This window comes from Microbispora sp. NPDC088329 (genome assembly GCF_040685655.1).
Taxonomy (GTDB): domain Bacteria; phylum Actinomycetota; class Actinomycetes; order Streptosporangiales; family Streptosporangiaceae; genus Microbispora.
On sequence record NZ_JBFBIP010000002.1, the window covers coordinates 22,907 to 36,718 of the forward strand.

Below are 13,812 nucleotides of genomic sequence, written 5' to 3' on the forward strand. Positions count from 1 at the left end.
CGGGGGCACCTGCGGCGTTCGCGGTCTTGCAGCTCGTCGTCGCCGGCTCACTACAAGGGCGTTCTGCTCTAGTGGGAGGGGCGGAAGGGGCGCAGCAAGCGGATGCCGTCCTCGATGGATCCTTCGATCAGTTCGAGCATCCGCGGGACGAGTTCCCGCATCCGGGGTGCGCCGAGGTGAGCGTCGAGATGGGCGCGTGTCTCCCAGCGTTCGTAGATGACGAACGAGCCGGGCCGGCCCTCGACTTCGTGCGCCTCGTAGTCGATGTTGCCCGCGTCGCCGCGGGAGGGGGTGACGGCTGCGGTGATGAATGCCTTGAGGTCGGCCTCCTTGCCCGCTTTCGCCTTCGTTTCCCAGATGACGGTCACATAGCCGTTGGGTGTCGCGGTCATGGTGACTCCTTTTCGTTGCGGGACAACTGGGAGCGGTCGGTGGCCACGCGCTTGCGGAACCCGTCGAAGACCTCGATCGGCAGCCCTCCCGGGTTGCATTCCGTCTGGATCGCGACGCCGTCGTCGGTGGCGCCGAAGGGCGTGGTGTGCTCCTCGTGGTCTCGCCCGAGCGCCGGGCGGATTCGATGTCCCCACGAGGATGCCTCGGTCACCCTGCCGACAGCCTCCGTCAGCTGACTGACATCCGGCCGGCGGGTTGCTTACGTCAGGGCCGGGGCGGCACAGTGACCCGGCCGGCATGCCTCACAACCGGTCGGCCCGAGGCTGGGGAGGCAGCGCCTCGAGAGCGTCGCGGAGCGCGGCACGTGACGTGATCCCCAGCTTCGGAAACACCCGGTAGAGATGTGACGACACGGTCCGCGGCGAAAGGAACAGACGCGAGGCGATCTGCGGGTTCGACAATCCCGCCGCTGCCAGCCTTGCGACCTCCAGCTCCTGAGGGGTGAGGATCGCGCCGGCCGTGCCCCGGGCACTCCGCGTCATGCCGGTGGCGCGGAGCTCCGCCGCCGCCCGGGCCTCCCACGAGCGGGCCCCGAGCTCTTGGAAGCGGCTCCGGGCAGTAGCCAGCTGCTCCCGGGCGTCACGGTTGAGTCCTTGACGGCGCAACCTCTCGCCGTACGCCAGATGAGCACGGCCGACCTCGAAGGGCCACTGCTCGATGCCCGGCAGCCCGAGCGCCTCCTCGAAGCACCGGGCCATCACCTCGGGAGCCGATGTCATCGCCGTGGCCGTGGCCGAGCTCAGTGCGAGTCGCGACGACAGGCGGCCGACACCGGCGTCACGCAACGCGTCCGCGTGCCGTCGTGCCTCCGCGTGCCGCCCGGAGCGTACGGCCGCCTCGACGAGGTCCGGCGCGGACCACACGGCCTCGGGGTTGAAGGGCGGCAGCACACCGGGTGCGCAGATCGCCGTGGCATGCCGGAAGGCCGTCTCGAAGTCGGCGGCACCGAGGGCCGCCCTGGCCGCCGCCTGGTGGGCGCAGTTCTCCAGCCGCCGCAGGCCTCTGGGCCCCGACCAGCCCCAGATGTCCTCGCAGTGGTCACGGCACACGTCGAGGTCGCCGCGCTGGGCCGCGGCCATCGCAGCGACGTAGTGCCCCACCTGGCCGAACAGGCGGTATCCCGTCTCCTCGCACAGCGCGATGAGCTCGGCCGCGGCGTCCGCCGACGACTGCCACCGGCCGACATACAGATCGTCCAGCGCGAGGAACATCAGGCCCGGCATGCTCGACCCCACCGCGCCGCCGTCGCGGATGACCCGGGACACGGCCTCACGGCAGCCCGGGAGCCGATCGAGGTACGAGGCGGCCAGGGCGGTGCGGATGACCACGTCGGCGTCGGTCTGGCTCCTCAGCCGCGAGATCTCCTCGTCCAGGCGTCGCAGCATGTCGTCGGTGACGGAGCCGAGGTCGTGGTGGATGCGCCCCAGCGACACCGCGGCGGCGGGCGACGCTTCGGGGAGCCGGGCGAGCACGTCGGCCAGAGGCCGCCAGTGCTCCTGCCGACCCGAATACTGGCTGGCGAGCGTAAGGGTGAAGAGCGCGGTCTCCAGCTCGCCGCGCGACAGTTCGGACGGAACCGGGGCCTGCTCGATCGCCTTGATCAAGAGCGCGTGGGCCGTGTCGGCGTCGCCCTCCGTGACAAGCACCAGAAAACCGGCAGCGGCAGCCGCCGAGAGCGATCGGGCCGCCGCGCCGCCCTGCACCTCGCGCATGATCTCGTGCGAGATCTCCAGATGGCCCGCGACCCAGGCGGCGACGTAGGCGGCCTGCGACAGGCGGCGCCTGCGGGCCGCCTGGTCGGGGCTCAGCTCGGCCGCGCGCCGCAGCCTCGCGGTCGCGCCGTCGGCATCGCCGCGCCGCAGGCCGCTCCAGGCCGCCGACTCGACGACGGCGGCGACCGCCTCGTCGGGCACCGTAGTGGCTTTCGCGAGGTGGTCGCCGCGACGTTCGGGCTGGTCGGCCAGCGCGGCGGCCAGCCGGCGGTGCGCACTGCGCCGCTGCTCACCGGTGGAACCGTCGACCACCGCGGACCTGACCAGCGGATGCCTGAAGCGCACGACGCGGCCGTTGTCCGCGACCTTGACCAGGTGGTCGCGCTCCGCGGGAGCGAGCCCCTCGATCCCACCCGGCCCGCCGGCCGCCTCGAGAACGCGCATGTCGCCGGAGCCCTCGAGGGCCGCGAGCAGCAGCAGGTCGCGCGTTCTGTGCGGTAGTCGTGCGACGCGTGCGCCGTACAGGGCACGGACATCTCGTCCCGGGCCGCTCGCCCATTCCGCCCTCTTGCCGTGCCGATCGCCGGACACGGTGGTGGAGCCGGCGAACTCGAGCAGGGCGAGGGGGTTTCCCTGTGCTTCTCGCGCCACTGTCAGGAGGACCCGTCGAGGGAGGTGAGCGAAGCGCCGAGACAGCAGCCGCAGCGCATTCGCGTCGTCGAGCGGCACAACCTCGAGCTCTGGCAGTCCAGTGGGCTGGAACGACCCGCTGGACTCCGCTCGCAGGGCTCCGAGCAGCCCGATGCGGCGACCGCCCAGTCTTCTGGCGACGAAACCCACCGCGGATCGGCTCGCATGGTCGACGACATGGAGGTCGTCGACCACGAGGAGCAACGGCTGCTCCCTCGCAGCCTCGCCGAACAGCGACAGTGCCGCGTTCAGGACGGCGATCCGGCTCGGCGCGGGGCCGGCGCCGAGACCGAGCGCGACCTCGACGGCCTCTCTCATGGGAGGCGGCAGACGACCGAGCTCGCGCGACAGCGGGATGACGAGCTGGTGGAGGCCGGCGAAGCCGATGTCCGTCTCGTACTCGACGCCGCTTCCGCGGATGACTCGGGTTCCCTTCGCGACCGCCAGCTCAGCGGTCGCGTCCAGGAGCGCCGTTTTCCCCACACCCGGATCACCCGTGAGCAGGATGGCGGCTCCGTCCGTCCCGGCCGTGTCCAGGAACGTCGCGAGCTCGGCGAGCTCGTGGTCTCGGCCGACCAGCCCGGTCAGGTCGAAGCCCCCGCCTGCCACTGCCTTCGCCCGCCTCGCATCCGTCGCGTCCCCCGTCCTGCCGCGCGGAGCAGCCGAACGACCGGCCACGCGCGTGAGCAGGAAGTATCTCACCGACGGACGGCGGGTGCGAAGCAGCACTCCCGCGAGCTGGTCCTGCGCCCAGCCCCACACGTCCGAGACCCGACGCCGCGCCGCCCTGTCGCGGCCGCCGCCGTACCACCGACCGGATCCTTCGCTCGCGGCTTGCGACCTCGTGTCGCCCCCTGTCACAGCGGGCGGCGCAGGCCGTCCAGCACGAGGGTGATGAGATCGTCGGCCTCGGCCCGCCAACCGGGACGGTTGTGGGCCGCACCGATGCCGTGCAGCGCCATCATCACGGCGCCGGCATCCACGTCGTCACGAACGGCACCGTCCCGCACGGCGGCGGCCACCAGGTCGGTGACAGCCTGCTCCAGCTCCCGGCTGCCCACGGCGAGGGCACCCGAGCGATCGGCCATGAGCGTGGCCAGCGTCCGGGCCAGGCCCTCGTGGGCATCTATGTGGGCGACCATCCCGCGCAGGAAGGTCGCCAAAGCCTCCGCCGCGGGCAGCGTGGCCTGTAGCCGGCGGGCGCGGGCGCACAGCGCGGCGACTTCACCGTGGTAGACCGCCTCGGCCAGCGCCTCCCGGGTAGGAAAGTGGCGGTACAGCGTGCCGGTGCCCACCCCCGCCAGGCGCGCGAAGTCGTCGAAGCGTAGGTCGAAGAAGTCGCCGGCGTCGAAGACCTCTCGCGCCTTGGCGATCAGGACATCGCGGTTGCGTTGGGCGTCGGCCCGCAGCGGCTTGTCGGCGGTCATGCGCTCCCTCGCGTTGACAAATGGAGATGATCTCCATATTTTTCAAAGTGGAGATTGTCTCCAGATCGATCGTACCCCATGAGGTGCAGCGTGAAGATCCTGATGTTCGGCCGAGGTGTGATCGCCACCATCTACGGCTGGGTCCTGCAACAGGCGGGGCATGACGTCGAGTTCTACGTCCGGCCGGGCCGGGCCGCGACGTACGGAGAAGCGGTGGACCTCGACCTGTTCGATACGCGGCGCCGGGTGTGGGGGCAGCGCGTCGTCGAGAGGTGGCCGGTGCGCTACCGCGAGGCGCTGGAGCCGGACCACGACTTCGACCTGATCGTGCTCAGCGTGCCGCATCACCGCCTCGCGGAGGCGACGGCCTTCCTGTCCCCGCGTGTCGGCCAGGCCACGGTGCTGATCTTCGGCAACATCTGGGCCGAGCCGCCGGCCGCGATCGGCGCACTTCCTGCCGACCGGATCGCCTGGGGATTTCCCCAGGCCGGTGGCGGTTTCGGCGCGGACGGCGTGCTCCGTGGGATGCTGCTGCCGTCGGTCGTCTTAGGCACTCTCGGCGGGCCCCCGACCGGCCGCGAGCGGGCCGTGCGCCAGACGTTTCGCGAGGCCGGGCTCCGGCTCAAGGAGCGGCCTGACTTCCGCGGCTGGCTGTGGGTCCATTTCGTGTCGGATGCCGGCCTGTTCTCGCAGGGCCTGCGGCTGGGTTCCCTGTCCGAATTGGCTGGAGCGACGCGCGACCTGCGCGAGGGGCTGCTGGCCGGCCGCGAGCTTCTGCCGCTCCTCGAGGCGCGCGGCGTCGACTTGCGACGTCACCGGGGCGCTGTGCTGCTGTTCCGTGCGCCCACCTGGCTGACGGCCCCCGCGCTCGCCTGGCTGACTGCTCATGTCGCGCCCCTGCGCGTGAGTTTCGCGGCGCACTCCGACCCCGAGGCCGAGGAGCCGCGTGAGGTCTGCCGGGACACCCTGGCCGAAGCACGACGGTTGGGCATCTCGGTACCGCGACTGGAAGCGGCGGAGCCGAACTTCGCACGTGAGGAGACGAGTCGAGGCTGAATTCGCCGATGTTGTCGGTCCCGGTGGTCCATTGCGGTTCCTTGGTCCGCCGCGCACTCACCGGCCACCCCGTACGCACTACACGCGGCCGGGATCGTCACTCAAGGGAAGGACACCGACACGATGACGCAGCCCGGCGACCACGGCCGGCCTGCACCCCCCGGCTCGACCACCAACGCGCCTTCCCCGTCCTGCACGCCCCATGGAACAAGGTGGGGCGCGTGTCTCCGTACGGATCGGAGCAACATCGCGGTCAGGGGAAGGATCCTTCCCCGGTCCGCAGCAGTGGCGGAATCAGGAGTGACGCCGGGCCACGTCGGTAGAGCGCCGCAGGACGCCCGATATCCGGAATGCGCCGCTCGCCGGTAGGTTTCAGGAAACCCTCCGTTCGCGTGACCTTCCGGCGGAAGTTGCTGGGGTCGAGCTTGAAGCCCCACACCGCTTCGTAGATGCGGCGCAGCTCGCCGACAGTGAAAGGCTCGGGGCAGAAGGCGGCAGCCACCGTTGTGTGCTCGAGTTGCGTCCTGGCTCTCTCCAGCCCGTCAGACAGGATCGCGGCGTGGTCGAACGCCAGCGGCATGCCCTCATCGAGGGCTACCGCGACGGGTGTCCAATGAGCCGCCGTCGCGTCCGTACCCGCGACGGGAAGAGGGAGATCCGGGCCGAGGGCCAGGTAGGCCGCGGTGATGACCCTGCCACGGGGGTCACGCGAGGGGTCACTGTAGGTGTGCAGCTGCTCCAGATGGAGCTTGCGGCCATCGAGTGCCGTCTCCTCGCTCACTAAAGGTCACCTTGACCCAAACAGGTCTACAACGACACCACACGCATGATCGCCCCCTCCTACCGCTTCGACCTGGTCTCCGTTGTTCACCAGGCGTGGAGGGCCTGGGCTCTGGAGACCATGCAACACGCGGGCGTGCTCACGGCGTTCGCCGTCGGTCTCCGCGTCAACCCGCCCGCCGTCGTCACCGTCATCTGCTGGCTGACCCTGTGGCACCAGGCTCGCGCACTGGCCAAAACCGCGTTGGCGGTGCTTCCCCTCCACGCGAAGGCGGCGGCGGACAGGTGGCTCCAGCGGACGAGATGGAGAAGCGAAGCGGACGAGCTGCGTCAGCAGACGCGCCTTCTCCGGCTCAACGGAGTCGGATGCGTCGTGCTCGCTCTGACGCCACCCCTGGTAGCCGGAATCTCTCATATTCCGTTCGACGAGCTCATCGATGCGGCCGCGCTGCTCGCCGTACCGATCATCGTCTTCGTGGCCGGGAGGGGGATGGCCGAGCAGTTGTGCCTCAATCACGTGTACGGAGTGCGCGAGGTTGACGGGCTGCGTCCCCGGCGACTGGGCCGCCGGCAGCAGACGATCGACGACCAGCAACGTCATCCCTATGTCGTCTACCGCAGGCCCTCGCCGCCCGAAGAGGAGAGCGACCGGGACGAGTTCTCCCTGAGGCCGCCCGACATCGACCTGATCGACGAGGGCGAGAGCCCGTTCGTCGGCAGCGGCGAGCTCGTCCACCGATGGCTTCCCCCGCTCACCGTCCAACTTCTGTGCCCGAACCCTGAGCCGGAGGCCGATCGGCACATGCCGATGCGTGATCGAGAGCGATCCGCCCCGTCTTTCGAGGCTCACGAGCTGGTCGAGCATCTGAGGGAGGCGATGCGGCCGCTGAGCGATGACCACGACCCGAAAGGACTGCGCGGCTTTTTCATGAACGACCGGCTGTACGTCGCCGAGGCCGACGTACAGCCGTTTTCCGAGTGGCTTCGCGAACCTCCCGACGAACACCACATCAACGGGGTCATAGACAACCCCTACGGCGACGTCCACCACTTTCTCGAAATCGGTGCCGGCGCCACCGGGGAACTGGTCACGACGGTCTTCCTCCGGGTGACCGTCAAGGGCCGGGCGCTCAGCCTCGACTTCGCCGCGTGCGCGCTGACCCGCACCCCCACCGAGTACCACCGGCTCGATGGGTACGGCGAGACCGGCGTGATCGCCGTGCTTCGCTCCACCCTGCGCAGATTCTGCAACATGCCGGCTGAAGTCGCCGGAATCGGGCGCCTGGCCGAAGCTCCTGTGCTGCTGGTGAATGCCGTACGCGCCCGCAAGAACCGCATGCTCAGGCCACGGCGCGGGATGGCGATCGGGGCCCGCCTGAGCGTTCGGGAACTCAAGTCGACCCCGTGGAAGTACGCACAGCTCGACAAGGTGATCATTCACGACCACGTGAAACTCATCGAACAACGCCTGTTGACGGCGGTCGAAGACTTCCTCGGCAAGCGCGGGATCGACACCTCCGCGTTCAAGAAGAAGGCACTGAGCATCATCAACACCGGCGTGCTCAACATGGGCGGCAGGACCGAGATCAACCAGTCGGCCGTCGGCACGAACTCCCAGGTCCGCGCGGATGTTCGCGACGATCCCGGCGGAGCCTCTCAGCAACCCCCAGCCTTGGATGGAGTCCAGTGATGCGCGACAACAGCGGCGTCGTGAACTACGGCGGAACCACCCAGATCAGCCAATCCGCCATCGGACACGGAGCGAGGGTCATGCTGTCGGCGGACCGTGGGAAGGGCCAGGAACAGGCCGGACGCGCCGACGTGGGCGTGATCACCGTCAAGGGAAACGAGGCCACAGCCGTCCACCGCGTGCTGGGCCTGCACCGGGCCCCGTCAGGCGGGCTCCCCTTCTGGGAAGGAGAAGTGGACGCCCGGGGCGACGTCATCCGGGTCGCCGCGATCCGCGCCCTGGCCCAGGGACAGCGGTCGACCGTCATGGCCTTCGACCATCTCCGGCGGCACTACAAGCCGGCGGTCGTCGTACTGACCGGGATCGCCGGTGCCATCGACCCCGAACTCCCGATCGGCGACGTCGTGGTGGCCACCCAGGTCGTCTACTACGACCTCCGCAAGGAAACACCCGACGGGCGGCGGCACAGAGGCGAGGAGAAGGAGGCGCCCGCCGCCGTCAGCCACGCCGTCAACTCCTACTTCACCGACCACGGCGAGCCTGCCCATCTCGTGAGCACCGGCGACGACGGCGCCGTTCATGACTACCGGGTGCACACCGGGCCGATCGGCTCGGGCGACGCGGTGATCGCCGATGCCGAATCGGAGATCATCAAATATCTGAAGGCGTTCAACGACAAGATCCTCGCCGTGGACATGGAGGCCGGCGGCCTCATGCAGGCGTTCCACGAGCAAGACGGGCCCGACGTCGTCAACGGCTGGGCCGTCATACGTGGGATCTCCGACGACGCCAGCCGACGGAAGGACGATGCCGAACAGGGTCACGCCGCATACCGTGCGGCAATGGTCCTGTGCAGCCTGCTCCCCTACCTGGCGGTCGACGGGCGCTGACACGCGCCTCCTCCCAACCGGCCATAAGGAGACGAACGTGGATGCGTTCACGCTGGGCGTGGTCAGTTCTCTGCCCGCGACCGCGATCACCGTCATCGGCGGATGGCTTTTTTCCGCGCGGTCCCGCCAGTGGCCGGTCATGCTCCTGTCCCGGCTCACGGGCCTCGGAGTCCGCCGTGTCTTTCCACACCAACGGCAAGCTTCTCGGGAACTGGCGGCCGAATTATCCCGCGCTCGCTGGGTACGCGTTCTCGCCGGGCGCGGAAACGAGCTGACACGAGATGGATTCGCCGCCCTGTGGCAGGCAGCGGGCAGTCGTTACGAAAGCATTCAGGTTCTCCTGCCCGACCCCGACCTCGGCCGCGACTCCTGGCTCTCTCGCAGGGAAGCCGAGATGCGCCGCGTGGACCTGGGCTTCTCCCCCGGAATACTCGCCGAGCAAGTACATATCAACGCCGCCTATGTCACGGAAGTAGCCAGGCATCGCGAACACGTCTCACTGCGGTTCTACGACCTGCCCAACCTGCACCGCGTCATCGTCACCGACAACGTCGCGTACCTCACTATCTACCAACAGTCCGAACACGGACGAAACTCTCCCTGCCTCCTCGCCCACCGGCCCGGACTCATATACGACTACGCGCTCCTCCTCTTCACGACCGCGTGGGAGCACAGCCGCCCAGCACCGTCGAAGCGATCCCCCTAGAACGAACCGGCCGAGACTGTGCGAGGACGGCCGGGATGGCGCTGTCGATCCAGTCGTCGCAGGCCGGGTCTACGCCCGGCTCGCGCGAAGATACCGGTTGAGCCGGCCGGGTGCGGTGCCCCACCGGGTTCCGGCCGGCTCGCTACGTGAAACGTCACGTCGTCGCGGCGGAGATGGCATACCTCGATGTGCTGGCGGTCCCTGCTTATCGTGACCCGTCCGACGCCGTTCCACTCGTCGCTCCGGCCGTCTGCGCCGGCCTGAGCAGGTGACGCGGCGAGCAACAGGCGGCCGGCAACCAGCTTCGCGTGAGACCTTTATCCAGCCCTCGCATAGCTTTCTTCAGTCCACTGGCAAAGTTTACTCATGTTAGCGCTATCTTTCACTGGGGCTGGAGGTTAGGGTCTGCACTCAAGACCCGGACACCTGCGACATATAGCCCCATCCCCCCAGTTAACGCCACCCCCCACATCTCACAGCGAGGTGAACCTTTGTCTGTGCTGCCCTCGACTCGTCGGAGCGCTCGACCAGGCCTGATCACACTGGGCCTCGCCGGCACGCTGACCACCCTTTCGGGCTTCGCCTCTCCCGCGCCTGCGGTCGGCCCCGCCTCGAACGAGGCCGTGCCCCACGTGTCCACAGCGACCGTATCAAGGAGGATCAATTGAGAGGGCGACAGCAAAGGTCGCGCCACAGGCTGAGTCGCAAGGGTAGAGGTGTCGCGGGCCTGGTGCTGGGTGCGCTTGTCTCGGTCTCGTTCGCGGCGACGCCCTCGCACGCTGCCGAGGACGAGCTCAACGAGGGTCTGGTGCACCACTTCGCCCTCGACGAGACCGGGGGGACGACGCTGGTCAACTCGGGTAGCGCGGGCTCGGCGGCGAACGCCACGCTCGTGCATCCGGAGAAGGCGACCTTGACCGGCGATGGAGTCAGGTTCAACCCCGACTCCTACGAGGGCGCCCTCGACGGTGCGTACGTGGCGCTGCCGAACAACATCACCGCCGGCATGTCGAACCTCACCGTCGACTATGACGTGTGGATCGACCCGGCGAACGTCGGCGACCACCAGATGTGGGGCTTCGGCGCGAAGTCGGGCTCGTGCGACGTCGACACCGGCGCCCAGGGCTCCATCTTCGCGTCGAACACCCAGCGGTTCCGCGTCGCGGTGGGTTCGGCGAACCTCCAGCAGAACCGCGTCCGGATGACCGAGGGAGCCTGGACGCACGTCACTTACACGCAGTCGCTGAACCCGAACGGCACGAGCTGGACCGGCACGCTTTACCTCGACGGCGTGCAGCACGCGACGGCAACGAACCTGACCACGCCGCCGTCGGTGAACGCCGCGGGGACCAACTGCAACTTCCTCGCTCGCTCGCAGACGTCGGGCAACTACTCATTCCGCGGAACGATTCGGGACTTCCGGGTCTACGACCGGGCGGTGAGCCTCGACGAGACACGCGCCCTGGCGAAAAAGACCGTCTCCAACGGCGTTCACGCCGACGCCGCCGCCATCGACCTCGGCCTGACCAGTGCGATCGTACGCGACATCGTTCTGCCCAAGGTGGGCTCCGTGGCGGGCTCGACCATCACGTGGACGAGTTCGGACCCGTCGGTCGTCGAGGTCTACACCCCGCCAGCCGTCGCCAGCGCACGCAAGGTCGCGGTGACCGGCAAGATCACCCGGCCCGCGCAGGGGCAGCCCGACGCGACAGCCACGCTCACGGCGACTGTCCGCAAGGGCGCCCAAGAGGTCACCACACGGGAGATCCCCATTGTGGTGAAGGCCCAGTTCGACGACGCGCAGGCGGTCGACCGTGACACGTTCGACCTGACCCTTTACGCCACCGACGACGTGCGCGGAAACATCAACCTTCCTGCCACCGGCGAATTCGGATCCACGATCACCTGGAAGTCGACCTCCGACCTCGTCACCCCGACGGGTAAGGTGACCCGCCCGGCCTTCGGCCGTGCGGATGTCGAGGCCGTCCTGACGGCGACCATCACCAAGGGCTCGGCCTCGAAGACGAAGTCGTTCCCGGTGACCATCACCGCCATGCCCCGTTCCGAGGAGTACGAGCGGTACTTCCTGGGGTATTTCAAGGGCGAGGGGATCGCCGACGGCGAGCAGATCATGTTCGCGACGTCCAACGGAAACACCGCTCTGGACTGGACCGGTCTGACCGGAGGCCGGCCCTCCCTCATCTCCCAGCTGGGCGACCAGGGCCTTCGTGACCCGCACATCGTCCGCTCCCCCGACGGCGACACGTTCTACATGATCGCCACCGACCTGAACTGGTATGACCAGGGCGGATACGCCATCAACGACACCCAGTACATCGAGGTGTTCGAGTCGCACGACCTCGTGCACTGGACTCCTCAGCGGCACGTGAAAGTCGCGCCCGACAACGCGGGCAACGCCTTCGCACCCGAATCGCTGTGGGTCGAGGAGATCGGCGCCTACGCCGTGTTCTGGGCACAGTCGCTGTGGAACGACCCCGTGAACCGCACCGGTCAGGGGAACGCGCAGATGTGGTACACCACGACGCGCGACTTCCAGACGTTCTCCGCTCCCAAGGTCTGGCAGAACCCGGCCCCTCTGTCGCGGATCGACACGACCGCGATCCGGGTCGGTGACCACTACTACCGCGTGACCAAGAACGAGGCCGGCAACCAGGGCTCCGACATCTTCTCGGAGAAGCACACCGACTTCCTGGACAGCAACATCAACAACTGGACGTTGGTCGCTCCGGCGCTGGGGCGCACGACGTGGGTCGCCAACCAGGGGTACGAAGGACCGATCATCTTCAAGGCCAACCCTCGTGACACCTCCTGCCCCGGCCAGTTCTACCTCTGGGGTGACCGGTACACCAACGGCGGTGGATACCAGGCCGCGTGCCACGACAACATCGAGGCTCCGACCTGGAACGCCAAGCCGCTCACGATGACCAACGCGGGCGTCGTCCGTCCGCGCCACGGCACCGTGATCCCGCTCACCCTCCGCGAGTGGAACGACATCCGCAAGATCCCGAACAGCGACGTCACGACCACCACGAAGGTGGCTGTCGAGCCGTACGCGAGCGGGGCCCAGACGACCACGGCCACCGCCACAGTCAAGGCGGCCGACGGGTTCGAGACCGGCGGTCAGGTGCGGTTCAGCATCGGCTCGTGGTCGAAGACCGCCTACCTGAAGGACGGCGCCGCCACGGTCACGCTGCCGGCGGGTCTGCCCGCGGGTGCCCAGACGCTCAAGGCCGAGTACCTCGGCGTCGACTACCTGAAGGCGTCGGAAGCTGCGGCGTCATTCACGGTGCCGGTCGCTCCGGAGCTCGCGCTGACCGTGACCGCCACCGCCCGCTGCGTGGGCACCACGGCGTACGTGGCCGTGACCGCGGTCAACAACGCCGCCGTGCCGGCGAACGTGACGCTGACCACCCCCTACGGTTCGAAGGCCGTGGCCGGCGTCGCCCAAGGCAAGCAGGCCTACCAGTCCTTCAACACCAGGGCCGGGCAGATCGCCACGGGCACGGCGACCGTGACGGCGACCGCGACGATCGATGGCCGGCAGGTCACCTCGACCTACAACCCCTCCTACACCGCCATCAACTGCGCCTAACCCGACCGGCCACGGCGCATTCCCGCTACTGAACCAGGGCCGGTCGCGTACCGGTCGGCCCCGTCCCCCTAGATCGATGTCGCATGAAGACCCGGTGACCGGAACAATCCACACCGATCACCGGGTCGCGACGATCCCCCATGGCGCGTCGCAGCAGAGCGGCGTCGCAGGCATCCGCAAAGCTCCCGATCATGCCGCGTCGCTGGAACTCGGACGTGGGTCGCCAACCAGGGGTACGAAGGGCCGATCATCTTCAAGGCCAACCCCGGTGACACCTCCTGGCCCGGCCAGTTCTACCTCTGGGGTGACCGGTACACCAACGGCGGTGGATACCAGGCCGCGTGCCACGACAACATCGAGGCTCCGACCTGGAACGCCAAGCCGCTCACGATGACCAACGCGGGCGTCGTCCGTCCGCGCCACGGCACCGTGATCCCGCTCACCCTCCGCGAGTGGAACGACATCCGCAAGATCCCGAACAGCGACGTCACGACCACCACGAAGGTGGCTGTCGAGCCGTACGCGAGCGGGGCCCAGACGACCACGGCCACCGCCGCAGTCAAGGCGGCCGACGGGTTCGAGACCCCGATCTGCAGCTCGGGGTCTACCCGGTCCACGTTGCCTACTCCGGCAACCCGACCTACCAGCCCCACGCCGCCGACTACCAGAAGTTGACGGTGCGGTAGCCGGCAGGTGGCGGGCCGGCGAGCTCACCCGACTCCCTCAGCAGACCCCGGCGACCCGCCGCTTCGGGGCGTTTCTACGGCACCGAAGGACTGCGAATGACCCAGCAGA

The 13,812-nt window shown here is 68.6% G+C and carries 10 protein-coding genes and 1 pseudogene; 5 read left to right on the forward strand and 6 right to left on the reverse strand.

The window, feature by feature from the left end; all coding sequences use genetic code 11:
• Positions 1-68: 68 nt before the first annotated feature.
• The 4 genes from AB0O28_RS04490 to AB0O28_RS04505 all read right to left on the reverse strand — a co-directional run bounded on the left by AB0O28_RS04490 (position 69) and on the right by AB0O28_RS04505 (position 4,282).
• Positions 69-392, reverse strand: coding sequence for a putative quinol monooxygenase (locus tag AB0O28_RS04490; protein ID WP_363636220.1), 324 nt, complete (start codon positions 390-392; stop codon positions 69-71).
• A complete protein-coding gene (locus AB0O28_RS04495; RefSeq protein ID WP_363636222.1) occupies positions 389-604 on the reverse strand; it encodes a hypothetical protein in 216 nt (71 codons plus the stop codon). The genes AB0O28_RS04490 and AB0O28_RS04495 overlap by 4 nt, the downstream gene beginning before the upstream one ends.
• A gap of 91 nt (positions 605-695) precedes the next feature.
• Positions 696-3,464, reverse strand: a complete 2,769-nt coding sequence (locus AB0O28_RS04500; protein WP_363636224.1) for a LuxR family transcriptional regulator — start codon at positions 3,462-3,464, stop codon at positions 696-698.
• A gap of 248 nt (positions 3,465-3,712) precedes the next feature.
• On the reverse strand, positions 3,713-4,282 hold the full coding sequence (locus AB0O28_RS04505) for a TetR/AcrR family transcriptional regulator (RefSeq protein WP_363636226.1): 570 nt from the start codon (positions 4,280-4,282) through the stop codon (positions 3,713-3,715).
• 90 nt (positions 4,283-4,372) lie between these two features.
• Between AB0O28_RS04505 and AB0O28_RS04510 the strand changes: the two genes are divergently transcribed.
• Positions 4,373-5,338, forward strand: a complete 966-nt coding sequence (locus tag AB0O28_RS04510; protein ID WP_363636228.1) for a 2-dehydropantoate 2-reductase N-terminal domain-containing protein — start codon at positions 4,373-4,375, stop codon at positions 5,336-5,338.
• A 253-nt stretch (positions 5,339-5,591) separates the two neighbouring features.
• Here AB0O28_RS04510 and AB0O28_RS04515 read toward each other — a convergent pair.
• Positions 5,592-6,119: pseudogene (locus AB0O28_RS04515) on the reverse strand (NUDIX hydrolase); the annotation flags it as partial.
• 45 nt (positions 6,120-6,164) lie between these two features.
• On the opposite strand from AB0O28_RS04515, the gene AB0O28_RS04520 reads away from it, so the two are divergent.
• From AB0O28_RS04520 to AB0O28_RS04535, 4 genes are all read left to right on the forward strand, one after another.
• Positions 6,165-7,808 carry a hypothetical protein gene (locus AB0O28_RS04520; RefSeq protein ID WP_363636230.1) on the forward strand — a complete coding sequence of 548 codons (1,644 nt, stop codon included), beginning with the start codon at positions 6,165-6,167 and terminating at the stop codon, positions 7,806-7,808.
• A complete protein-coding gene (locus AB0O28_RS04525) occupies positions 7,808-8,698 on the forward strand; it encodes a hypothetical protein (RefSeq protein WP_363636232.1) in 891 nt (296 codons plus the stop codon). Before AB0O28_RS04520 ends, AB0O28_RS04525 begins: the two co-directional genes overlap by 1 nt.
• A 37-nt stretch (positions 8,699-8,735) precedes the next feature.
• On the forward strand, positions 8,736-9,404 hold the full coding sequence (locus AB0O28_RS04530; RefSeq protein WP_363636234.1) for a hypothetical protein: 669 nt from the start codon (positions 8,736-8,738) through the stop codon (positions 9,402-9,404).
• Between the two features lie 730 nt (positions 9,405-10,134).
• On the forward strand, positions 10,135-13,017 hold the full coding sequence (locus AB0O28_RS04535; protein ID WP_363636236.1) for an immunoglobulin-like domain-containing protein: 2,883 nt from the start codon (positions 10,135-10,137) through the stop codon (positions 13,015-13,017).
• A 293-nt stretch (positions 13,018-13,310) separates the two neighbouring features.
• Here the strand turns inward: AB0O28_RS04535 and AB0O28_RS04540 are convergent, their stop codons facing one another.
• Complete coding sequence (locus AB0O28_RS04540) at positions 13,311-13,634, reverse strand: hypothetical protein (protein WP_363636238.1); 324 nt, start codon at positions 13,632-13,634, stop codon at positions 13,311-13,313.
• Between the last annotated feature and the right edge of the window lie 178 nt (positions 13,635-13,812).